The sequence below is a fragment of the Streptomyces sp. NPDC051217 genome (genome assembly GCF_044455465.1).
Lineage (GTDB): Bacteria > Actinomycetota > Actinomycetes > Streptomycetales > Streptomycetaceae > Streptomyces.
Genome location: NZ_JBITEV010000002.1, coordinates 104,049 through 124,333, shown reverse-complemented (window position 1 = coordinate 124,333; position 20,285 = coordinate 104,049). Strand labels below are relative to the sequence as shown.

Annotated in this window: 21 protein-coding genes and 4 pseudogenes; 17 read left to right on the top strand and 8 right to left on the bottom strand. The window is 70.5% G+C overall.

Annotation, left to right across the window (positions count from 1 at the left end; all coding sequences use genetic code 11):
* Positions 1–1,031 precede the first annotated feature (1,031 nt).
* Together ACIBBB_RS05660 and ACIBBB_RS05655 are read left to right on the top strand one after the other, a co-directional pair.
* A complete protein-coding gene (locus ACIBBB_RS05660; RefSeq protein ID WP_398980033.1) occupies positions 1,032–1,364 on the top strand; it encodes an SDR family NAD(P)-dependent oxidoreductase in 333 nt (110 codons plus the stop codon).
* Between the two features lie 4 nt (positions 1,365–1,368).
* Complete coding sequence (locus ACIBBB_RS05655; protein ID WP_398979066.1) at positions 1,369–1,533, top strand: SDR family oxidoreductase; 165 nt, start codon at positions 1,369–1,371, stop codon at positions 1,531–1,533.
* A 130-nt stretch (positions 1,534–1,663) separates the two neighbouring features.
* Here the strand turns inward: ACIBBB_RS05655 and ACIBBB_RS05650 are convergent, their stop codons facing one another.
* The gene (locus tag ACIBBB_RS05650; protein ID WP_398979064.1) at positions 1,664–1,981 is read right to left on the bottom strand and encodes an ester cyclase; all 318 of its coding nucleotides are present in this window, start codon (positions 1,979–1,981) and stop codon (positions 1,664–1,666) included.
* An 85-nt stretch (positions 1,982–2,066) separates the two neighbouring features.
* Here ACIBBB_RS05650 and ACIBBB_RS05645 point away from each other — a divergent pair, with 85 nt between their 5' ends.
* Together ACIBBB_RS05645 and ACIBBB_RS05640 are read left to right on the top strand one after the other, a co-directional pair.
* Positions 2,067–2,648: a TetR/AcrR family transcriptional regulator gene (locus ACIBBB_RS05645; protein WP_398979062.1), complete on the top strand. Its 582-nt coding sequence runs from the start codon at positions 2,067–2,069 to the stop codon at positions 2,646–2,648.
* Positions 2,649–3,226: 578 nt separating this feature from the next.
* The gene (locus ACIBBB_RS05640; RefSeq protein ID WP_398979060.1) at positions 3,227–3,493 is read left to right on the top strand and encodes a hypothetical protein; all 267 of its coding nucleotides are present in this window, start codon (positions 3,227–3,229) and stop codon (positions 3,491–3,493) included.
* Positions 3,494–3,600: 107 nt separating this feature from the next.
* Here ACIBBB_RS05640 and ACIBBB_RS05635 read toward each other — a convergent pair whose 3' ends face one another.
* Positions 3,601–4,461, bottom strand: a complete 861-nt coding sequence (locus ACIBBB_RS05635; protein WP_398979058.1) for an LLM class flavin-dependent oxidoreductase — start codon at positions 4,459–4,461, stop codon at positions 3,601–3,603.
* Positions 4,462–4,500: 39 nt separating this feature from the next.
* On the opposite strand from ACIBBB_RS05635, the pseudogene ACIBBB_RS05630 reads away from it, so the two are divergent.
* A pseudogene (locus ACIBBB_RS05630) lies at positions 4,501–5,379 on the top strand (FAD-dependent oxidoreductase); the annotation flags it as partial.
* A 336-nt stretch (positions 5,380–5,715) separates the two neighbouring features.
* Here ACIBBB_RS05630 and ACIBBB_RS05625 read toward each other — a convergent pair.
* Positions 5,716–5,943, bottom strand: a pseudogene (locus ACIBBB_RS05625) (hypothetical protein); the annotation flags it as partial.
* Positions 5,944–6,096: 153 nt separating this feature from the next.
* Between ACIBBB_RS05625 and ACIBBB_RS05620 the strand changes: the two are divergent.
* From ACIBBB_RS05620 to ACIBBB_RS05605, 4 genes are all read left to right on the top strand, one after another.
* A complete protein-coding gene (locus tag ACIBBB_RS05620; RefSeq protein WP_398979056.1) occupies positions 6,097–6,840 on the top strand; it encodes a response regulator transcription factor in 744 nt (247 codons plus the stop codon).
* On the top strand, positions 6,827–8,923 hold the full coding sequence (locus ACIBBB_RS05615; RefSeq protein WP_398979053.1) for a sensor histidine kinase: 2,097 nt from the start codon (positions 6,827–6,829) through the stop codon (positions 8,921–8,923). The genes ACIBBB_RS05620 and ACIBBB_RS05615 overlap by 14 nt, the downstream gene beginning before the upstream one ends.
* Before the next feature lie 123 nt (positions 8,924–9,046).
* A complete protein-coding gene (locus tag ACIBBB_RS05610; RefSeq protein ID WP_398979052.1) occupies positions 9,047–9,499 on the top strand; it encodes a hypothetical protein in 453 nt (150 codons plus the stop codon).
* Between the two features lie 173 nt (positions 9,500–9,672).
* On the top strand, positions 9,673–10,284 hold the full coding sequence (locus ACIBBB_RS05605) for a class F sortase (RefSeq protein ID WP_398979050.1): 612 nt from the start codon (positions 9,673–9,675) through the stop codon (positions 10,282–10,284).
* 68 nt (positions 10,285–10,352) lie between these two features.
* Here ACIBBB_RS05605 and ACIBBB_RS05600 read toward each other — a convergent pair whose 3' ends face one another.
* Positions 10,353–10,922 (bottom strand): hypothetical protein, encoded by a 570-nt coding sequence (locus ACIBBB_RS05600; RefSeq protein WP_398979048.1) that lies wholly within the window; start codon positions 10,920–10,922, stop codon positions 10,353–10,355.
* A gap of 186 nt (positions 10,923–11,108) precedes the next feature.
* Between ACIBBB_RS05600 and ACIBBB_RS05595 the strand changes: the two genes are divergently transcribed.
* Both ACIBBB_RS05595 and ACIBBB_RS05590 read left to right on the top strand, forming a co-directional pair.
* Positions 11,109–11,531 (top strand): LysR family transcriptional regulator, encoded by a 423-nt coding sequence (locus ACIBBB_RS05595; protein WP_398979046.1) that lies wholly within the window; start codon positions 11,109–11,111, stop codon positions 11,529–11,531.
* 148 nt (positions 11,532–11,679) lie between these two features.
* On the top strand, positions 11,680–12,189 hold the full coding sequence (locus ACIBBB_RS05590) for an NAD-dependent epimerase/dehydratase family protein (protein WP_398979044.1): 510 nt from the start codon (positions 11,680–11,682) through the stop codon (positions 12,187–12,189).
* Between the two features lie 89 nt (positions 12,190–12,278).
* On the opposite strand, the gene ACIBBB_RS05585 is transcribed toward ACIBBB_RS05590, so the two are convergent.
* Both ACIBBB_RS05585 and ACIBBB_RS05580 read right to left on the bottom strand, forming a co-directional pair.
* A complete protein-coding gene (locus ACIBBB_RS05585) occupies positions 12,279–13,151 on the bottom strand; it encodes a DMT family transporter (protein WP_398979042.1) in 873 nt (290 codons plus the stop codon).
* A gap of 168 nt (positions 13,152–13,319) precedes the next feature.
* Entirely contained in the window at positions 13,320–15,395 is a 2,076-nt protein-coding gene (locus ACIBBB_RS05580) for a neutral/alkaline ceramidase (protein ID WP_398979041.1), read from the bottom strand.
* Between the two features lie 176 nt (positions 15,396–15,571).
* Between ACIBBB_RS05580 and ACIBBB_RS05575 the strand changes: the two are divergent.
* The 5 genes and pseudogenes from ACIBBB_RS05575 to ACIBBB_RS05555 form a co-directional block, all read left to right on the top strand.
* Positions 15,572–15,833 (top strand): annotated as a pseudogene (locus ACIBBB_RS05575) (GNAT family N-acetyltransferase); the annotation flags it as partial.
* The gene (locus ACIBBB_RS05570) at positions 15,831–16,172 is read left to right on the top strand and encodes a hypothetical protein (RefSeq protein WP_398980031.1); all 342 of its coding nucleotides are present in this window, start codon (positions 15,831–15,833) and stop codon (positions 16,170–16,172) included. The pseudogene ACIBBB_RS05575 and the gene ACIBBB_RS05570, both read left to right, overlap by 3 nt.
* On the top strand, positions 16,133–16,591 hold the full coding sequence (locus ACIBBB_RS05565) for a GPP34 family phosphoprotein (protein ID WP_398979039.1): 459 nt from the start codon (positions 16,133–16,135) through the stop codon (positions 16,589–16,591). Before ACIBBB_RS05570 ends, ACIBBB_RS05565 begins: the two co-directional genes overlap by 40 nt.
* Positions 16,592–16,949: 358 nt before the next feature.
* Positions 16,950–18,056 (top strand): PP2C family protein-serine/threonine phosphatase, encoded by a 1,107-nt coding sequence (locus tag ACIBBB_RS05560; RefSeq protein ID WP_398979037.1) that lies wholly within the window; start codon positions 16,950–16,952, stop codon positions 18,054–18,056.
* A gap of 150 nt (positions 18,057–18,206) precedes the next feature.
* Positions 18,207–18,692 carry a MarR family winged helix-turn-helix transcriptional regulator gene (locus ACIBBB_RS05555; RefSeq protein WP_398979035.1) on the top strand — a complete coding sequence of 162 codons (486 nt, stop codon included), beginning with the start codon at positions 18,207–18,209 and terminating at the stop codon, positions 18,690–18,692.
* Positions 18,693–18,758: 66 nt separating this feature from the next.
* Here the strand turns inward: ACIBBB_RS05555 and ACIBBB_RS05550 are convergent.
* A pseudogene (locus tag ACIBBB_RS05550) lies at positions 18,759–19,285 on the bottom strand (NAD(P)H-dependent oxidoreductase).
* Positions 19,186–19,644, bottom strand: coding sequence for a hypothetical protein (locus ACIBBB_RS05545; protein ID WP_398979033.1), 459 nt, complete (start codon positions 19,642–19,644; stop codon positions 19,186–19,188). The pseudogene ACIBBB_RS05550 and the gene ACIBBB_RS05545 overlap by 100 nt, the downstream one beginning before the upstream one ends.
* A 120-nt stretch (positions 19,645–19,764) precedes the next feature.
* Between ACIBBB_RS05545 and ACIBBB_RS05540 the strand changes: the two genes are divergently transcribed.
* A complete protein-coding gene (locus tag ACIBBB_RS05540) occupies positions 19,765–20,277 on the top strand; it encodes an SRPBCC family protein (RefSeq protein WP_398979031.1) in 513 nt (170 codons plus the stop codon).
* Positions 20,278–20,285 lie beyond the last annotated feature (8 nt).

Below are 20,285 nucleotides of genomic sequence, written 5' to 3'. Positions count from 1 at the left end.
TACTGCGAGGACATCTCCGCCGACCTCGACGAGGAGCGGATCCGGGCGGCGGTGGACGCGGCCGACGAGGAGGCACGCGAGGAGTTCGCCCCCGAACTGGATTCCCGGCGCGCCGCGTTGCTCACCGGACTGGGGCTTCCCGAGCGCCCGCTGACCGAACTCGTCGCCATGACGGAGTCGGCCGCGCAACGCACCGAGCCCGACCATCTCCTCCTCAACTCCCGTGAGCTCAGGGCCTATCGGCTCCCGGGCGCGTCACGTCGCCTGCCGCTGCGCGACATCGTGCTCGGCCCGGGACGGGCGGCGCTCGCGCGGTTCCGCGCGGGCGAGCCCGGGGTGCGTGACGAGGCCGCGGGGGACGCGGTGCTGCGCGCCGGGGCGATACGGGCGGCGCAGTACGACCGCCGGGACGGCGACCTGCCCCTGCTGCGGCTGCTCCTGGAGCGCGAGACGGCCGAGCGGACCGAGTGGTACGCGGAGCGGTGGATCGCGGCGATGCTGGTGGCGTTCCACGGCGACGAGGAGGACCTGCCACTGGTGCGGGCCGCGACGCGGGGATGGGCGGCCGGCGCCGAGAATGCCCGCGACTGGGCCCGTACCGTCGACGCCGAGCGTTACGGCCACGACCCGGCGACGGAAAGCCTCCTCACCTGGATCGAACTGGCCAGCCGTCAGGGCAGGACCGAGGACGCCCGGGTGGCGCTCATCCGGATGCTGGACGACACCGGCCCCGACGCGGATCGTCTCGGCGCGCTGAGCGAGGCCCTGGAACACATCGGCGACTACGCCCAGGCCGCCCGCGCCCAGACCGCCTACCTCTCCGATCCGGGGCGACAGGGAGGCAACATGTCTGACACCGACCTGCGTGACATCGAAGCGCTCGACGCCCGTGAGTCCGACCGCATCGCCGTTGTGACCGGCGCCGGCCGTGGCATCGGGGCGGCCATCGCCAGCCGTCTCGGCGCCGACGGGTATCCGTCGCAGTTCACTACCGTCAGGACTCGGCCGCCGCGGCCGGCGTCGTCGAGAAGATCACCGCGGCCGGCGGTACGGCGTTCTCCTTCGCCGCCGACCTGGCCGCACCCGATACCGGCACCGCGTTCTGGGCGGCCTGCTACGCGGCTGCGGGCTCGCTGCGCGACGTGCCCGTGCGGGTGCTGGTGAACAACGCCGGGATCGCCCTGCACGGTTCCATCGAGGAGTTCGGCGCCGAGGACTTCATCCGCCAGCGGCGGATCAACGCCACCGCGCCGTTCCTGATCATCAAGGCCGCTCTGCCGCGCCTGGCCGACGGCGGACGCATCGTGAACATCTCCTCGGGCACTTCCGCGTCGCCCTCCCCGATCTCATCGGCTACACCATGACGGGTTGCGCGGCAACTCCGAACTCATCGCCGCCATCGCCGCACAGAATGCCCTCGGCCGCATCGGCGAACCCGCCGACGTCGCCGACGTAGTCGCCCTTCTCGCCTCCCACGACGCCCGGTGGATCACGGGCCAACTCATCGACGCCACCGGCGGCTTCCGCCTGTAGGCGGTATCCCTCCGGGGACGCGGGAGACATCCGAGTCGCGACATGGTCGACACACAAAGAGAGCCCGGCCGGTGGCCCGGCTCTCGGAGGTGCGGTGGCTTCAGCCGCAGGCGAGAATCGCTCCCGGAGGTCAGATGCCGAGTTGTCGCTGTACGGCCTGGGCGTCGATCAGGTAGTTCATCTCGTAGAAGCGTCCGTCACGCACCTTGTGGAAGGAGTACTCGGCGTACTCGATCGTTTCGCCGGTCGGAGCGACGCCGAACCACTCCTTCGCGGGGGTGCCCTTGTTGAACAGACGGGCTGCGACGCGGTCACCGTCGATGGCTACGTCCCGTACCCGCCAGGTGAAGTCCGGCACCGCGTCGCCGTGCCCCTTCAGCTCCGCGATGACGTCGTCCCGCGAACTCGCCGTGGTGACTGCCGTCGTGGGTGGGAACCGAGAGTGCAAGCTTTCTATTCTGATCGGTATAGAATTCGTGCGGATCGTCACTCGGGAGTACGCTGCACACATGGCTGGTTCGCGGAGCCCCGTTATGGGTCGGCCTCGAGAATTCGATATCGACGAGGCGCTGGAGCGCGCCATGCGGGTGTTCTGGGAACGGGGATACGAGGGGGTCAGCCTCACCGATCTGACCAAGGCCATGGGCATCACGAAGCCAAGCCTGTACGCGGCCTTCGGCAACAAAGAGGAGCTGTTCCGCAAAGCTCTGGAGCGCTACACCGAGGGTCCGGCCGCCTACGGGACGCGCGCCCTGGAGGAGCCGACCGCGCGAGGCGTGGCCGAGGCGATTCTCTGCGGAGCGGTTCGGACCACGACGCGTCCCGGAGGCCCTGCGGGATGCCTGGTCGTGCAGGGCGCGCTGGCGTCGAGCGATGCGGGTCGGCCCGCGCACGACATGCTGGTCGAGTGGCGGAACGATTCGGGGCTACGCCTTGAGGAGCGCTTCCGGAGGGCCGTCGACGAGGGCGATCTTCCGCGCGACGCCGCCCCCCGACAGCTCGCCCGATATGTCATGACGGTGACGTTCGGCATCGCCGTCCAGGCCGCAGGCGGCCTCGGCCGCGAAGAACTCCAGGACATCGCCGACATGGCACTGGAGCGCTGGCTGCCGTAGCGGGCGTGCGGCGGACGCGCACGGGGCGTTCCCGAGTCAAAGACGGTCAGACAGAGACTCGCATTCCGTCCTCTGAGTGTCCGTCCTCCTACGCGGGAGCCGAGGCACTGTCAGTGGCTCGGTCCAGATTCGTGCCGTCCTTGTTCGACGACGATCTGTACGGCCGCGCGATGACAAGCACGTTCGCCGAGCTCACGAAGGCCGCCGGCGCCGGGCCGGTCGCTGATCCGGGTTGCGGGCGGCCCGGACACGTGACGGCCTATCTGGACTCCCTCGGCGTCAGCGCGTTCGGCATCGACCTGTCGCGGGGGGACGGTCGCGGTGGCCCGCCGCACGTACCCGCACCCGCGGTTCGATGAAGGGACGATGACGGGCCTGGATCTCGCGGACGGCACTCTCGGCGGCGTTGTCGCGTGGTACTCGAACGTGCACACCCCTCCGGGGGTGTTGCCGGTGGTGTTCGCGGAGCCCGACGAGACCGAGAAGGCTCGGCAAGGCGTATCTCATGGCGCGAAGCCGGGGGAGTGAGGGTCGGCCGAGGACCCGGGCTTGTCAGTGGTGGCTGGGATGCTGACGTGATGGACGAACTGATACGGCGGCGGGTGTACGGCGCCGACCACGACGACCCCGATCCCGGCCCACGACCCGGCCGCGTGTACCGGGAGCTGTGCGCGGGCCCGTTGGACGGGCTGCTGCTCGACGTGACCGGCTGGACGGACGAGGAGCTCGGCACGGGCGCGATGCTGGTCACGGAGATCGGAGCGTACGGCCCGGGTGGCCGCACCGGCTACGGGCCGCGCGCCGGTGATCCGCGGCGATGGGACTGGGAGGGCGACAGCCCGTGAGGGTGGTGGGCGGGTGTTCGGCCCGGCCCGGCAGGACTGGTCCGGAGACCGGACGGCTCCGGGCCCCACGCCTGGGGCGAAGCCGTGGGCCACGGGCCGAAGGCGATTCAGATCACCGGCGGCCCCGTCTCGATGCGGCGTAGCACCGGAGGCAGCCGGTCCAGGTCGGGGCCGGTCTGGATCTGTCGCTCGTCCCACCACGTGGCGCCGGCGTCGTGCAGCGGTCCGATCACGTCCTTGGCCTTGGCCGCGTTCGGGGGAGTGGCACCGCCGAGCACGAACTCGAAGGGTCGCCCCGCCGCCGTACGCTGCTCGCGGACGTACCCGACCATCTCCCGTACCTCCGCCGCGTCCGGCACGTGACCATGCCGGGCCGTCTCGAAAAGCGGCACCGCGCCGTCCCATCGTGCCGCACGCCGCATGGGCGCACGACGCGGCCAGAAACCGCCGATCCACACCGGCGGACGGGGCCGCCGCACGGTGGCGGGCAGCAGCGTCACGTCCCGGACCTCGTAGTGGCGACCGCGGTGGTTCACGGCCTCGCCGGACCAGAAGCGTTCCAAAAGCTCCAGTCCCTCGTCCAGCCGCTCGCCGAGCAGCCGCGGCTCGGCGAGGTCGCCGAAGCTGCGGTATTCGTCCTCCACCGGACCGCCCAGGCCCGCGGCGAAGACCACCCTGCCGCCGCTGAGCTGGTCCAACGTGGCTACCTGGCGGGCGAGTTGCTGCGGGCGGTAGCGGGGGACCGGAGTCAGCAGGGTCCCCAACCGGATCCGCGAGGTCACCAGCGCGGCTGCGGTCAGCAGCATCCAGGGATCCCCGAAGGGACGCCCCTGATGGTAGCGGTGCAGCACATGGTCCCAGACGAAGAGCCCGTCCCAGCCGGCCTGTTCGGCGGCAGCCGCCACGGTCGCGACGTTACGGGGGTCGGCGAAGTCACCGAAGTTGGGGATGTTGATGGAGAAGCGCATCCCCGCAGGATGCGCAGCCGGCCGTGAAGGTGCAACGGGATTCGGATCCGGGCGGCATCACGCCGACGGCCGACAGACGCGGGAGCACCCGAGAATTCCGCCTGGGCCTGTGTTCCCAGCAAGGCGCTCCCGCGGCCGGTGATCGCCGTCTCCGACGCCCGCCGCGTCGACGGTGCCCGGCAGGCCGTCACCGGCACGATCGACACGAGCCAGGTCTTCGCCCGCCGTAACCGATATGTCACCGACTGGGACGACACCGGGCAGGCTGAGGGGGTCAAGTCCAGCGGCGCCGACCTCTTCCGCGGCCACGGACGGATCGACGGCCCCCGGCGCGTCACGGTCACCCGCGACGACGGCGCACACCTCACCCTCACCGCCCGGCACGCGGTCGCCATCGCCACCGGAAGCCGGCCGGCCCTGCCCGACATCCCCGGGATCCAGGAAGCCCGGCCCTGGACGAACCGGCAGGGTACGGACTCCAGCATCGTGCCCGCCCGGCTCGCCATCGTCGGAGGCGGAGGCATCGGTATCGAGATGGCCACCCTCTGGCAGGGGCTGGGCTCCCGGGTCACCCTGCTGGCCCGCGGTCGCCTCATCCCCCGGATGGAACCTTTCGCGGGCGAACTGGTCGCCGGCGGCCTCAGCGACGCCGGGGTCGACGTACGAACCGGTGTGCGGCTCACCGCGCTGCGTCGGCCGGATCCCAACGGACCCGTGACGCTCACCCTTGACGGCGGCGGCGAACTGGCAGCCGACGAGGTCATGTTGGCCACCGGCCGCGCCCCCAACACCGACGACATCGGCACGGTCGGCCTCACCCCCGGCACCTGGCTGGATGTCGACACCACCTGCCTGGTCCGCGGCGCCGACGGCGAGTGGCTGTACGCCCTCGGCGACGTCAACCACCGCGCCCTCCTCACCCACCAGGGCAAATACCAGGGCCGGACCGCGGGTGGCGCCGTCGGCCGCCGCGGCGCCGAGCAGCGCGGTGAGCGTGGGTGTGAGCGTCTGAAGGAAGTAGCCGGGCAAGGCCTCGTACGCCGGGTCGCCCGAGTGCAGCGCCGAGGCGAGTCCCCGCTTGGTTCCGAGGAGTTCGGTGTACTGCCGCAGCCACATCTCCAGCGCTGTACCCGGCTCGTGAGCGGCGCTGAGGTGTGCTCCGGCGGCGGCGCAGGCGTCGATGTCGCTCTGGACCACCGCCTTGACGAGGTCGGAGCGCAGAGGGAAGTGGCGGTAGAGCGTCCCTACGCCCAGCCCGGCCAGGTCGGTGATCTCCTTCGCGGGCGCGTCGACCCCCGACGTGTCGAAGACCGTCTTGGCGGCCTCCAGCAAGGCGGTGACGTTGCGCTGGGCGTCCGCGCGAAGCCGGCGCGGCGCGGCAGGCTGGTCCGCGTCCGCGCGTGGTGCCGCGTTCTCGGGCACGGGAGTTCTCCTTCGGTGCGTAAGTGGAAAGGTCTTCCGCTTGACTCCAGGGCATGGCATCCGCCGTGGCGCGGCCCGCTCGCAGGAGGCGGTCATGCGGTACCGCACGCTCGGTGGCACCGGGCCCCGCGCCGCAGCCCCCAGCCCCCCAGCCCCCAGCCATCGCACCGCCTGACCGCCTCGCTGGGCGAGACTCTCGCTACGATCGCCGACGTGGGCGCAAACATCGTGGTCGCCGAAGACGACGTGAAACAGTCCGAATTGGTGCGCCGTTACCTGGAGCACGAGGGGCACACGGTCACGGTCGTCGGGGACGGCCGTGCGGCTCTTGACGAGGTACGGCGCGGGAGATCCGATCTGCTCGTCCTCGACGTGATGATGCCCCGGACCGACGGACTCGACGTGGTACGGATCCTGCGCGCCGAGTCCCGTGACGTACTGGTGTTGATGCTGACGGCCCGCAGCACCGAGGACGATCTGCTGCTCGGTCTCGATCTGGGCGCGGACGACTACATGACGAAGCCGTTCAGTCCGCGGGAGTTGACGGCTCGCGTACGCACACTCCTGCGCCGCAACCGGCGTTCGGGCGACGGCCCCGTGTCCGCACCCGCCACCGCCCCCGCCGACGAGGCGCTGTCGGTGGGCACGCTCAGGATCGACCCGGCCCGGCACGAGGTGTCGGTCGGGGGAACGCCGGTCGAGTGCACACCCGGCGAGTTCCGCATACTCACCGCGATGGCCATGGAGCCCGACCGGGTCTTCACCCGGCAGCGGCTCCTGGAGGAACTGCATGGCTTCGACAAGTACATCAGCGATCGCACCGTCGACGTGCACATCATGAATCTGCGCAAGAAGATCGAGCACGCGCCACGGCGGCCGACCCGGCTGCTGACGGTGTTCGGCGTCGGCTACAAACTGACGGACCCCGCGAAGAACGTACGCCATGCCCGGTCCTGAACAGCCGGGTCCACAGCGCCGGTCGGGGCGCCTACGGCTACGGGGCAGGCCGCGCCTGCCGCTGCGCAGGAGTCTGCTCGGCAGGCTGCTGACCGTGTCCGTGCTGGTGGCCTCGTGCTCGGTCGCCGCCACGGCCTGGCTCGCGGTCCAGACGACCTCCGGGGCGATCCGCCAGGAGCAGGGGCAGGACCTCAGCTCCGACGCGAAGATCTACGACACGCTGCTGGAGTACGCGGCAACCCACCCCGGTTGGGAGGGCGTCGAGGACACCGTGCGCGAGCTGGCCGCCAACTCCAAACGCCGGATCGCGCTGACGACCGAGGACCGGCGCCTCCTCTTCGACTCCGCGGGCGAGTCCTCCGCCGGTGCTCCGTCCGTCCCACCCTTGCCGGCCCAGGCTTCGGCGGTTGTCGACCCGCTGTCCGTCGACACCGTGCTGGTGCCCGAGGCCGTACCCGCCGGCGCGGACCGAGTCGATCCACGCGCTGTGGGCCCCTTCCTGCTGCCCGCGGCGGAGCGTGCCGAACTGCGTAAGAGCACCGCCGAGCACGTCGAGTGCCTGAGCGCGGTGGGCATCGCCGCCGACGTGGTCGAGAGCCCGAGCGGGCGCCCCCGTGTCGAGTTCGTCAGCAACGACACCGACCGCTCCCTGGAACTCAAGTGCCTGGCAGCCGAGTCGGGCACCACCCCGACCGAGAAGAAGGCCCTGGACGAACTCGACGAGTTGGCCGACGCCTGCCTGAAACGCCAGGGGCGTACGGGTGTGAAGCTGAATCTGGACCTGTCCTGGGACCGGGGGCACGACCAGGCCGCGATCCCCGAACAGAATCCGGGCACCGGCACCGGCGCGGCCGACAAGGAAGCCGAACTGATGGCCGCCGAGAAGATGGCGGCCGACAAGAAGAAGGCGGCGGAGTCCGCCGCCGGGCCCGGGGCCCGGGTGGCCGGAGCCCACGACAGCGCGTACGACCGGGCCATCGCCTCCTGCGTCGGCAGCGCCCGCCGTGAGCAGCTCACGGCCTATGTCGCCGCGCCCGCACTGCTGTTCATCGAGGGCACCGGCGCCGTCAGTGTGCCCGGCTTCGACCTCTCACCGGCGAACACCGCACGCATCGTCGGGGTCACGGCCCTCGTCCTGGCACTGACCGTAGGCGCCTCGGTGATCGCCGGAGCCCGGCTCGTACGGCCCCTGCACGCGCTCACCGGCGCCGCGCAGCGGATGCGCGACGGCTTGGACTCGGCACCGGTGCCGGTCGGCCCGGACAACGAGATAGGACGGCTGGCCGCCACCTTCAACGACATGGCCGTACACCGCGCCCGGCTTGAGGAACAGCGCAAGGTGATGGTCAGCGACGTCGCCCACGAGTTGCGTACGCCGCTGAGCAACATCCGCGGCTGGCTGGAGGCGGCACAGGACGGACTGGCCGACCCCGACCCGGCGTTCGTCTCCTCGCTCCTGGAGGAGGCGGTCCAGCTCCAGCACATCATCGACGATCTGCGGGACCTGGGAGCGGCGGACGCGGGCGCCCTGCGTCTGCATCCGGAGCCGGTGAACGCCGACGAACTCCTCGGCCAGGTGGCGGCGGCGTACCAGGGCCCGGCGGAGACCGCCGGGGTCACCCTCATGGTCTCCTCGGCGGAGCCCGGGGGATCCGGTCCGTCGCTGTACGCCGACCCCGTTCGGTTGCGCCAGGCCGTCAGCAATCTCGTTTCCAACGCCGTACGTCACACACCGTCCGGGGGCCGGGTGACGTTGCGTTCGTACGCGACCGGTTCCGGGGACGAGGTGGCGCTGGAGGTGGCCGACACCGGCGCGGGTATCCCGGCGGAGGACGTTCCGCACGTGTTCGACCGCTTCTGGCGGGCGGAGAAGTCCCGGAACCGGAGTACCGGCGGCAGCGGCCTCGGCCTGGCGATCGTGCTCAAGCTCGCGGAGGCGCAGGGCGGGACGGCGGAGGTCGTGAGCACGGAGGGGCAGGGTTCGCTCTTCACCTTGCGGCTGCCGGCCGCGCCCGCGGACGGCCCGGCGCATGAGGAGACCGGGGAGACCGAGATGGACAAGGAGGGCACCGCCGGGCCCTGATGCGATCAACATGACGCTCTGACAGCTTCTTCACAGGTTGGCGACAGCCTGAAGCCCTGCCCGGAACCTGGTGCGATTCAACGCCCGGGTATCACCGAGTCCGGGCCGGAACTGGAGCCATACATGTCACATCGTCACCGTCTGAGTCTCGCCGTCCTGCCCGCCGTCGTGGCCGGCGCGATGTTCGTCCCGGTCTCCGCGGCTGTCGCCTCCGAAGCGGCCCATCCGCCGGTCATGTCGGCGGCCGACGAGCCGCCCACCGACGAGACGGCGGACGAGAAGAAGGCCGCCGAGCAGAAGAAGGCGGCGGAGGAGCAGAAGGCCGCGGAGCAGAAGAAGGCCCAGGCCGCGAAGGAGGGCGGGCTCTCCGCCGGGGAAAAGGCGAAGGAGGACGCCGCGAAGAAGGCCGCGGCCGGCGAGAAGGCCGTCCCCCGCGGCGGCGTGGCCGCGGGCGAGGCCCCGGCGGGAGACAGCGGAGCGACCACCCTCGTCGGCTCGGCCGCCGGAGCGCTGCTGCTCGCGGGCGCCGGCACCTTCGTGGTGCGCCGCCGCTCCGCCGGGCGGCGCGAAATCTGACCCGGCACGACAGTGGCGCCGTCCTTGCCGGGCGGCGCCACCTCGTAAGTACCAAGAGTCCGTTCCGCCTCGGGGGCCGCCGAGGGCCTTCGGCAACGGCTGACGCCGGCCACTCGTCCGGCCCGATCCGACCACAGGCCCCTGATCTTCCCGGTCCTGTCCTGGAGCCCGCTGTGTCCCCTGCCCGCCTCGCCCGCGTCGTCCCTCTGATCCTCATCGTGCTGACCGGCTGCTCGTCGGCACCGGGCACGGCTCCCGAGGACCCGGCCACCGGCACCGGAGCCCCCGGCCGTAACGCCGTCGGCACCCCTTCGCCCCGTACTCCGGCGGCAGTTGGACGGCCCGCGGCTCCGGTGGAGGTCGAGATCCCCTCCATCGGCGTGAAGAGTTCCCTGATGGAGCTCGGTCTCAACACCGACGGAACGGTCGAAGTGCCGCCGCCGGACAAGGGCATGACCGCCGGCTGGTACACCGGCGGCGCCGCGCCCGGTGAGGCCGGCGCCGCCGTCATCATCGGCCACAACGACACCCGGTTCGGCAAGGCTGTCTTCCACGACCTCAAGAAGATCACCAAGGGCGCGGACATCATGGTCCGCAACAGCCTGGGGGAGTCCGCGCGATTCACCGTCACGGGCTCCGAGAGTGTCAGCAAGGACTCCTTCCCCACCGACAAGGTCTACGGCCGGACTCGGGACCACGCCCTGCGACTGATCACCTGCGACGGCGACTTCGACGCCGAGGGCCACCCGGTGAACAACCTGATCGTCTACGCGACGCTGGACTGACGCCCACTCGGAAGCCCTCCCCGGGGAGGCGGAGGTCGCCGTAGCCGCCGGGCCGGTCGGGGCGCACGTCAGTCGGACACGATGTGGACGATCGCCGTACCGTTCTCACCGGTCGCCGCCTGGATCACCACGGCATCGGGCTGCCTGCCCGGCCGTTCGGCCTCACCGAGTCCGCCGCAGGAGTTTCCACTGCCGCTGGTGCGAAGGACAGTGATGCATCCCTGCCCCGGGCCGCTCGCCCCGCCCTGGGACCGGCCGTTGCCGGACGTCACCGTGTATTCGACCTTGTTCTTGCCGATCTCGGTCACCGAGAGGGTCGCCGCACCGTCCGGGCCCCTGAACGGGAACGTCACCGGCTCGGACACCGCGATCTCGCAGTTGCCGTCCTCGCACGCACCGACATCGCTCCCGTCCGCCGCCGCCGCCGACGGCTTCGCGGGGGAGGGCCGGGCGGAAGGGGACTTCGAGGTCCGCTGCTCGGGCGAGGGACTCGCGTCGGCCCCGCCCGCCCCGTCGGTCGTGTCGGATCCCCCGCACCCGGCCACCGTCAGAGCTGCCAGCGCGGCGAGCGCGATGCCCGTTCCCCACCGCTTCGCACGCTGTCCTCGGGGCCTGCGTGCGGATGTCGTCGCGGCCATGATCTTTCCCCCGTGTTCCGGTGTGCTGTGGTTCTGTGCTCGGCGGTCAGCGTCCAGCGTTCCCTGTTGTCACCGTCGTCACGCACCGCACCGGCGGCAAAGGCGCTGACGAGGTCGGTGCGGCAACGCCACCGAGCGCCCCCGGCGCGAACCTGGGGCCATGGCGTACACACGCTGGGAGATCTCGTGGATGTCGATCCGCGCAAGCTGCGCTACTTCGCGGTCGTCGCCGAGGAACTGCACTTCGGCCGGGCCGCCGAGCGGCTGCACATCACGCAACCCGTGCTCTCCCGCCAGATCCGCGCCCTGGAGCACGAGCTACGCGCGCGGCTGTTCGACAGGAACAAGCAGTCCACCGAGCTGACGGCCGCGGGCCACCAATTGCTGGAGGACGCCGGACCCCTGCTCGCCTCGGCCCAGGCACTCACCCTCCGAGTACAGCGGGCCGCGCACGGGGCGTCGGCGTTCACGGTCGGCTTCATGCCCGGCATCACCGTGGACCGGCCCGGTGCGGGTCTTCTCCGCCCGCCATCCCGAGCTGACCGTGAAAGTGATGCGCACCTCCCGGGGAGATCAGGTCCAAGGGGTGCGCGAGGCTTTTCGACGTGAGCTTCGTACGGATGCCCGTCGACACCGCCGACATCGACCGCGCCGCGGCGGAGGCACTGCAGGACGGTGCGGGAAGCCGCCCGTACGTACACACCGGCGGGGGTGGGTGTACGGCGACACCGACGGGATCGGGGACGAGGACACCCCGATGAGCCCGCCGCCCATCACCACCTGGCGGCTGGAGAACGAGAAGCGCGTGCTCGCCCGTGCCGGGACCGGGGAGCGTCCGGTGGTGGTGATGCCAGGACTGGTCTACGGCCGTTCCGGCGGGCTGTCGCAGATGTACTTCGTCGAGCCGGGGCGGGCCGCCGGGGCCGTGCCCTCCATCGGGGACGGCTCCAACCACTGGGCACTGGTCCACGTCGACGACATCGCCGAACTGTACGTCCTGGCGCTGAACGCCCCCACGGGTTCTGTCTACATCGGTGCCGGCGGCCAGAATCTCCTGCTGGCGGACATCGTCCAAGCTCTCAGCCAGGCCGCCGGATGCCCGGGGAAGACCGAGCCGCTGACCCTTGAGGAGGCCGTGCGGCGGATGGGCCCGATCGCCGAGGCGTTCGCCCTCGACCAGCAGCTCTCCGGCGACCGGGCCCGCCGTGAGCTCGGCTGGGCACCCACGCACCTCGACGCCCTGACCGATATCGCCCAGGGCACCTGAACCCCCTGAACCACCTGAACGCCTCGGGCGGCCCGCCGAGAAAGGATCATGAGGGCAGGCGGGCTGACCCCGCATCAGGTGACGTGGCGTCAGCGTGCGCGGTGTTTGTGCGGGGAAGTGCCCGATGCCAGGGGAGAACGCGCCAGTTCGATGCAGCCGGCCGTGATGAGGGCGACCGCGAGGAGTTCGGGCAGCAGCCACCAGCCGGTACGTACGGTCTCGCCGAACAGCGTCACCCCGTAGGTGATGCTGATCAGCGCGTCGCCGAGCGTCAGCATCGGCTGCGACGCGACGAGGGAGCCTGCCTGGAGGGCGTTCTGGAGGAGGAAGAGCGCACCGACTCCGGCGACGCCGGTGGCGTACAGCTGCCAGGAGGAGAAGAACGCACCGATCCCCGCCCCTGCCTCAAGGCTCGCCACGGCGTCCTTGAGAAGCGCGGCGGTCAGGGCGTACGCGCAGGCGGCCGCGAGTCCCAGCAGCGCGGCACGCGTGTTCCTCCGCGTCCGGAGCGCGGCGGCGATCACCAGTGCCTCGAAGATCCCGGTGATGACCAGAGCCGGGACCCAGGAGAGACCCTTCACGGTGTCGGTGCCGCCGGTGGGCGCGGCCGCACCGAGTCCGAGCGCCAGACCGGCGGTCACCGCGGCCACGCCCAACCAGGCGCTGGGCGCCAGCCGGGTACGGAAGGCGTAGCTCGCGATCAGCAGGGTCAGGGGCAGCTCGATGACGAAGATCGGCTGTACGACGGCGATGGGCCCGGTCGCGAGCGCCACCCCCTGGCAGATCGCGGCCACGATCACCAGCCCGATACCGGCGAGCCAGACACGTTTGCGGAGCAGATGCCCGATCAGCGACAGGCGCATGGCGTCGGAGTCGGGCAGGGTGGAGGCGGCGCGCCGCTGGAGCACGGCGGCGCAGGCGTTGCTGATCGATGTCAGCACGGCGAAGAGGACACTGATCACCGGCCCATCATGCGGGCGGCGGGCGCCGGGGCCGCTCTCATCGCGGGCGATGCGGCTGTGCGGGGGCCGAACGGGTGAACAGCGACGTGTCGACGGGGAGCGGGCCTCGCCGCCGCGGGGCCGGCGGCGTACGTCCGCCGCCGACCCCGCGCCCCAGCTCTCGGTCGACTAGTCGACGGTGAACGCGGGGGAGGTCCCCGTGAACGGCGTGATCTTCCCGAGCAGGTTCTTCGAGTCGCCGTGGTGCACGATCCGATAGGTACCGGGAGCGGTGTCCGCGCCGATGTCCCAGGTGATGGTGGCCTTCGACGTGCCGGTGAGACCGTTGACGCGCGTCCACCGGTACATGGTCCGCCAGTCGCCGTCGTCCAGCGTCCGCACCCACTTCCCGTCGACCAGCCGCTGTACCTCCAAGAAGGTGCCGCCCCGGCGGACGTTGTTCTTCGGATGCCCGGTGGCGAACTCGACCGTCGCGGTCCGGCCGCGGGCGTACGACGGGTCCGGCGGGGTCAGCACACCGCCGAACGCGGCGCCGGGGGGCGGGTTGTCGTACACCACACCCGTCTGGAAGTTGAACTGCCGCCCCGACTCGTCCGGCGGCGCCGTACCGCGGTCGAGCTCGCCGCCCTCGCGCAGGGACGCCGCGACCCGTGCGTACTCCTGCTGGTAGGCGGGCAGCGTGTAGCGGCCGTAGAGGGTGGAGCCGCCCTCGTACTGCTGGCTGTCGTACTCCTCCGGTGTCGTCACGTACTGGCTGTAGGAGTTGGCGTACCCCTGGAGCAGCACCCGGTCGAGCGGGACACCGAGCTGCTCCGCCACGGTACGGCGGACACGGAGTCCGGAGGTGATCGTGAACTCGCCAGGTCCCGCTACGAGATGGAGTTCGCCGATCTTCATGATCTGCAGGGGCAGGATCTTCGGGGTGACCGGATACACGTTGCTCAGCAGGCCCGTGGGGACGAGGCTCGCCTTCGGGTACTGGCAGGTCGCCAGCCAGGACGGCGTGTCGACGTGCAGCGCGTCGATGATGGAGGCGATCGGGGTGCGTGTGCCCTCGTTGAAGCCGGGGATCGCAGGACCGTCCTCGACACTGCCCGCGAGCGTGGACGCGCCCACGACGGCGGGACAGGTGCGGTGCTCCTGCCCGTCCGGGGTGTACGCCCCGTTCACCGTCACGTTCTCCATGTCGACGTAACTGAGCCGTGAGTCGACACCGCCGCTGATCGGCTCGGCGTTCTGGTAGATCGTGCGGGCCTTGTCGAGCTGGCGTTCGCCGATGATGCGCGCGTTCTCGAACTCGTCCTCGGTCGGGCCGGATCCCGGCTTCAGGTTGAGGTTGGGGGACATGTCGCCGGCGTTGGTGTTGGGGAACGCGGCGACGAACCCGGGTGTGTTGTCGAGATAGCGCACACCCTCCAGGTCGTGTTCCCAGGAGTAGGAGGCGTAGCCCTTGTTGTCGGGGCTGATGAGTGTGTTCTTGTTGGTGATCGAGGTGTTGTGCGTGGCGAACCAGCTGATCGCCCCGGCTTCCTTGTCGCCCTGCCGGAACCGCAGCACGGTCATGGCGGGGTCGACGGCTCCGGGGAACGCGGCCCGGTCGGCCGCCGGATTGCGGTCGAAGGCGGTACGGGACCGGTTGACGCTGGCGTTGGTGAGGGTGCCGGTGCCCAGGCTGATGGTGCCGGGCTTCAGGTCCTCGTGGGCCTTGACGACGGACTCGACCATGCCGTCGACGATGGCCCGGTAGGTGCCGCTCTGGAAGCCGAGAACGGAGAGGTTGTACGCGACATCGTGCGAGTAGCCGCCCGGCCCCGAATGGGTGTGGGTGGCGGACAACAACACGTTCTCGTCGCCGTACAGGCCGCCGTAACGCTCCTTCAGACGTGAGATGACGCCCTGCTGCACGGACTGGAAGACCATCGCCAGGTCGGCGTTGACGTACACGACGCGCTTCCCGCTCGCCGGGTCGGCGACGACGAACGCGCGCGACCGCTGCCGCTGGTGGATGCCGGAGGTCTTCTGGTCGAAGCTCGAATACCCCATCATCCCGGTCTCGGCGGCCTCGCCGGTGACGTCGGCGATGCCGCGCCCGACGAGGTAGTTCCCGTCGCCGGCCGCGTCGCCGGCTTCGCCGCCGGAGGCGAGGGCAGGGGGAGGCGCGGTGAACGAGGCGGCTCCCAGGGCCGCGACGAGGGCCAGGACGGCGAGTCTGCCTCTGGAGCGGCGGGGCGTGGGGGGTGACATGAAACCTCCTGGGCGGGGAGTACGACGGGACGCCCGCCCCGGTTGGCGGGCTGGGAACGGTGCCCCGACGGTAGAGGCGAGAGCCCTGCCGCGCATAGATCTCTACCGGCCAGTACGCGGCCCCTTGGTTCGGCAACCGGGTGCCGGCTGTCGGTGCGGTGGTGTGTGATCGGAGTATGGCGATTGGGTTGGGCAAGCCGGGAGTCGACGGGCTGAGCGAGGCTGTGGGCGTGCTGCGTCAGTGGCAGTACGACGGGGCGCCCATGCAACTGCATCCGGGGGACCTGGGCTGGTTCTGGCGGTCGGGTGCCGAAGCGACCGCCGAGGCGGTCAGGACATGGAGCCGGGACGGACAGATTCTCGCCGTCGGGCTGCTGGACGGCCCCGGGGCTCCTGCGGCTGACGATCGCGCCGGACGCTCGGCGGGACGAGGAACTGCTGCTGGCCTGCGCGGACCCGGGGACGGGCGAGATCAGTCGTCCCGAGTTCTTCGACCGGGCCCTCTCCGGAGCCGTTCTCGCCGCACTGGAGCTGTGCGGCGTGATCACCATCGAGGACCTGCGGATTGTCGAGCTGCGACCGGTCACGCTGGGAGAGCCGGTCCTCGACTCCTTGTCCGAGCAACTCGTGTTCCGGATAAGACGCGGCCAGCCCGACAAGGGCAGGCCCGGCTCGTCGGCCCACGGGAGAGTCTGCGGGCTCTGCGCCCCGAACTGCCCCGTGGCGTCGCCGCCCGCATGGCCGCGGCGGCACGTATCGGCATCGCCGCCTCCCTGACCAAGTGGCCGCTCCAGGGCTGGATCCGCTCGTGGCCCCACTTCCGTGACATCGAGAAGCGCTACCTGGACGCGATGGAGGCCCGTGGGGTGCTGAGCGCCCACCGGCGCCGCGTTCTGGGGCTCGTTCCCCGTACGTCCTGGCGCGTCGTGTCTCCCGGGGACGCCCGGCACTCCGCGGCCGTGATCGCCGAGGCGGTCCAGACGGTCGTGTACGGGCCGGCCCCGGTGCGGCGTCACCGCGCGCCGTCTCTCTGGTCGCCCTGGTCGGGGCCGCCGGCCTTGCCACGCGCATATATCCGGGTCCCGAGCATGCGCGGCATACGGAGCCGTATCGAGCAGATCACCGAGGGTCATCCGATCGGCGCGGCCGTGAGCGCCGTCAGAGAATCCGACCGCCGGGCGCGCAAAGCCGACTGAACGCCCTCGTGCCCGCCGGCCCGGCACGGACCACACCGGGCCAGGTGCCTGAGGTAACCGAGCACTTCGCCGCCGCCGGTCGCGGTGACCCGAAGGCAGTTGTCCATAAGTCCTCCCGCTGGACCGAGCGGCGTCGGCTCACCACACGATGGATGCCGGTGAGGTCTTCGGCCGGATCGTGCCGACCCGTAGCCCACGGTCGGTACGCCCCTCCCCGGCACACCGCGCCGCTGCGGCCGGGACCGGCCCAGGCCGGTTCGGCCGCGTCGGGGGAATGGTGTATGCAGGAGGTATGCGTAGCTGGTCCGGGTATACGGTTTTCAGGCACCCACCGATCGCGGGTGGGGCCCTGATTCTTGTGCCGCTGGCCATCATCATCGCGGTGCCGGTGATCGACATCTGGCTGCCCCCGAACCTCCACGTCGCGCCGCTGCTCGTCGTCGCGCCGACTTTCACCGCGGCGTTCGCCGGCCCCCGGCTCGTGGCGGCCATCGGGGGACTGGCGGTGCTGTCCCAGATCGTCGCGGGCCTGGAAAGACACGCGCTGGGCGAAGAACGCGTCGTGCTGGAAGTCGTCTCGCTGGTTGTCGTCTCGGCGCTCGTCACCCTTTTCTGTTATCTGCGAGAACGGCACCAGCTTCAGTTGGCCAGGGCGCAACTGGTCTCCGAAACAACGCAGTCGGCCTTACTGCGGCCGTTGCCGCCGCATGCGGGGCCACTGCGGATCGCGAGCGAGTACCGCTCGGCGGAGCCCGACAGCCGCATCGGGGGAGACCTGTTCGCGGTCACCCGCACCGAGCACTCGACCCGCTTCCTCATCGGAGATGTCCGGGGCAAGGGGCTCACCTCCCTGAACGGCACCTCGATCATGCTCGGCGCCTTCAGAGCCACCGCCCACCGGCAGGCACCGCTGCCGGAGCTGGCCGCGTATCTGGAGGGCAGCGTCCGCTGGGGCCTCGGAGAGCTCGACTCCGCGCAGGACGAGAGCGGCGAATGGTTCGTCACGGCGCTGGTGGCCGACATCCCGGACGACGAACAGGTCGTCCATGTGGTCAATATGGGGCACCCACCGCCGATGGTGATCCATGAGGCGGCCACGACACCCCTCCTCGTACGCAAATCGGCGCCACCCCTGGGACTCGGCGGGCTCGGCGAGACGTCCTACGTGGAGGAAACCTTCCCCTTCACCCGGGGTGACTTTCTGCTCCTGTACACCGACGGGGTGTCGGAGGCGCGGGACGGCAAGGGCGACTTCTACCCCCTCGCCGAAGGCGCGGCGGTGGCCGGCCGCTCGGCCCTCCGGTCGAACGGCGGCCCCTCCGTCATGCTCCACCACCTCTTGGACGACCTGCTCTCGTACGCGGGTGGCGAGTTGGGCGACGACATGGCGATGGTCGCCGTCTCCTGGGGCGACCCGGGAAGGCCCCCGGGCGACACGCGCACCCCGGCGCCCGCCGACACCTGACAGGGCAAGCCCGCCGGTCCTCGCGGACGAGGTCCGCAACCGCGTCAAACGCTGACCCGACTCCGTCCGTCCGCTGCCGATCGGCAGTGTGGCCGTACTTGGTTTCGAATGACACCGTATCGAATGAGCGGATGGCTGTAGTGTGACCGAATGGTCGCCGATACCCCTCATTCAGCCACTGCCCCGCGTGCGCCCGACCGCCCCGGGGACGCCTCGCCCTTCGCGCTCGGCCTGCTGCTGCGCCGGGCGCACTGGCGCGCGGCCGCGGTGATGGGGGAGGCGCTTCGGCCGCTCGGCATCGAGCTGCGGCATTTCGCTGTGCTGATCGTGCTGGTCAACGAGGGCCCCACGGTGCAGCGGGACTTGGTGGCGGCGACGGGGTCGGACAAGGCCGGGATCATGCGGGTCGTGGACGACCTGGAGGGTATGGGGCTGGCCGTACGGAAGGCCGTTCCGGGGGACCGGAGAGTGCGGGCTGTGGAGATCACGCCCGCGGGGCTCGAACTCTTCGACGCGGCTCATGTGGCGGCGGAGCCGCTGGCTGAGCGTGTGGTCGCCCAACTGGGGCCCGGCGAGTCCGAGCGGCTGGCGGAGCTGCTGACCCGGATCGCCTACCCCGCGGACGGCGAGGCGTAAGCCCACCCGCGCCAGGACGCCGTACGACCGCCCGAAGAAAGGGGACCGAACGGCGTCCGTGGGTCCTCAATTACGTGACGAAGCGAGGCGCTCGACCAGTTCCCTGGCCTTGGTGGCCGCGTCCTCGATGGCGCGTACGCGGGACGCCTCGTAGAGGGGCACCAGATCGGACATGGCCGGATTCCTGGGCGCCAAGGTGAGTTCCGGGACGATGAAGTCGAGGTCCAGGGCGAGGCTGTCCTTGCCTCGCCCGTGGTGCGGCCGGGCAGGAACACGTTGTCCAGCCAGGCTTTGAGGGTCGACGGGATCGAGTAGTTGTGCGTCGGGGCGCCGATCAGGACGGCGTCCGCCTGCTCCAGTTCCTCAATCAGCTTCACACGCGTGGCGAACGCGGCGGCCTGCCCCGGGGTGCGCTCGGAGGGCGCGGCGCAACCGGCGGTCCACGCGGCGGCGGTGATGTGCGGGACGGGGTCGACGGCGAGATCGCGGTGGATCACCGTGCCGTCCGGGCGCTGTTCCTCCCATGCCTCGCGGAAGGCTTTCGCGAGGGCGCGGCCATGTACAGCGCCTTGTCGTGGAACACCTGGAACCAGGTGAGCCCGACGAAGAGATAGATCCCGGCGAGGAGCTGGCACAGGCCGGGCATGAAAATTCCCCATACGCCCATCGCCCGGTCGACATCGGCATTCCGCCGCGGAGCGCGGAGCAGCTCCTGCGGACCGTAGATCAGATAGCCGGTGCCGAGACCGAAGAACCCCAGCACTACAGGCACGAACGCCGAATCGGGGAAGATCACGGCGAATTTGCCGGGGTCCATCACGCACACCTCCACCAGGGGGAAGTCGGGACCGGCGAAATCACCGACCGGCCGGGCTTCGAAATGTGAGACCGAATCAATCCCAGGACGTTGATCGCTGCCACTCGGATGTGCCATCCGTGTCGGCGGGGTCATCCGCGCACCTTCCAGGGGCGGACCCGGGCGCATTTCCCTAGGCTGTATATACGTCGGGCTTTCCGGCCCGGCCTCTGTCGGTCAAGTGCCACAATCCGGCGCGGAGGGATCGGGACATTCATGAGCACCATCGAGGCTTCCTCCGACGTGGACGTTCCGGTCCGCGTGGCCTACAACCAGTGGACGCAATTCGAAAGCTTTCCCCGCTTCATGGACGGCGTGCAACGGATCGACCGGCCGCAGTCGACGATGACCCACTGGGTGACCCGACTGGGGCCGATGACTCACGAGTTCGACGCGGAAATCGTGGAGCAGAGCCCTGACGAGCGGGTCAGCTGGCGAAGCATGGGCAGGCCCCGTCATTCGGGCACCGTGACGTTCCTGGAACTGGCCGAGGACCGTGTGCGGGTGACGCTGAGAATCTTCTTCGCACCGCGCGGACTCGTCGAGCGCGCCGGTGACGCGCTGGGCGTCGTTCACCGTCGGGTGCACAACGACCTGAAAAGCTTCAAGGAATATATCGAGGGTCAGGGACGAGAGACCGGAGAGTGGCGTGGCGCGATCAGCGACAGCCATGTCCGGCCGAACTCAGGACAGAAACATCCACACGTCCCCAACTGGCCGACAGGCTGAGGCGAAAG

Excerpts from the sequence above, each read along its gene's own strand:
- ACIBBB_RS05645 (WP_398979062.1), top strand. The coding sequence starts at position 2,067 with ATGGGTCGGCCTCGAGAATTCGATATCGACGAGGCGCTGGAGCGCGCC.
- ACIBBB_RS05640 (WP_398979060.1), top strand. The coding sequence starts at position 3,227 with ATGGACGAACTGATACGGCGGCGGGTGTACGGCGCCGACCACGACGAC.
- ACIBBB_RS05635 (WP_398979058.1), bottom strand. The coding sequence starts at position 4,461 with ATGCGCTTCTCCATCAACATCCCCAACTTCGGTGACTTCGCCGACCCC.
- ACIBBB_RS05615 (WP_398979053.1), top strand. The coding sequence starts at position 6,827 with ATGCCCGGTCCTGAACAGCCGGGTCCACAGCGCCGGTCGGGGCGCCTA.
- ACIBBB_RS05610 (WP_398979052.1), top strand. The coding sequence starts at position 9,047 with ATGTCACATCGTCACCGTCTGAGTCTCGCCGTCCTGCCCGCCGTCGTG.
- ACIBBB_RS05600 (WP_398979048.1), bottom strand. The coding sequence starts at position 10,922 with ATGGCCGCGACGACATCCGCACGCAGGCCCCGAGGACAGCGTGCGAAG.
- ACIBBB_RS05590 (WP_398979044.1), top strand. The coding sequence starts at position 11,680 with ATGAGCCCGCCGCCCATCACCACCTGGCGGCTGGAGAACGAGAAGCGC.
- ACIBBB_RS05580 (WP_398979041.1), bottom strand. The coding sequence starts at position 15,395 with ATGTCACCCCCCACGCCCCGCCGCTCCAGAGGCAGACTCGCCGTCCTG.
- ACIBBB_RS05565 (WP_398979039.1), top strand. The coding sequence starts at position 16,133 with ATGGCCGCGGCGGCACGTATCGGCATCGCCGCCTCCCTGACCAAGTGG.
- ACIBBB_RS05555 (WP_398979035.1), top strand. The coding sequence starts at position 18,207 with ATGGTCGCCGATACCCCTCATTCAGCCACTGCCCCGCGTGCGCCCGAC.
- ACIBBB_RS05545 (WP_398979033.1), bottom strand. The coding sequence starts at position 19,644 with ATGACCCCGCCGACACGGATGGCACATCCGAGTGGCAGCGATCAACGT.
- ACIBBB_RS05540 (WP_398979031.1), top strand. The coding sequence starts at position 19,765 with ATGAGCACCATCGAGGCTTCCTCCGACGTGGACGTTCCGGTCCGCGTG.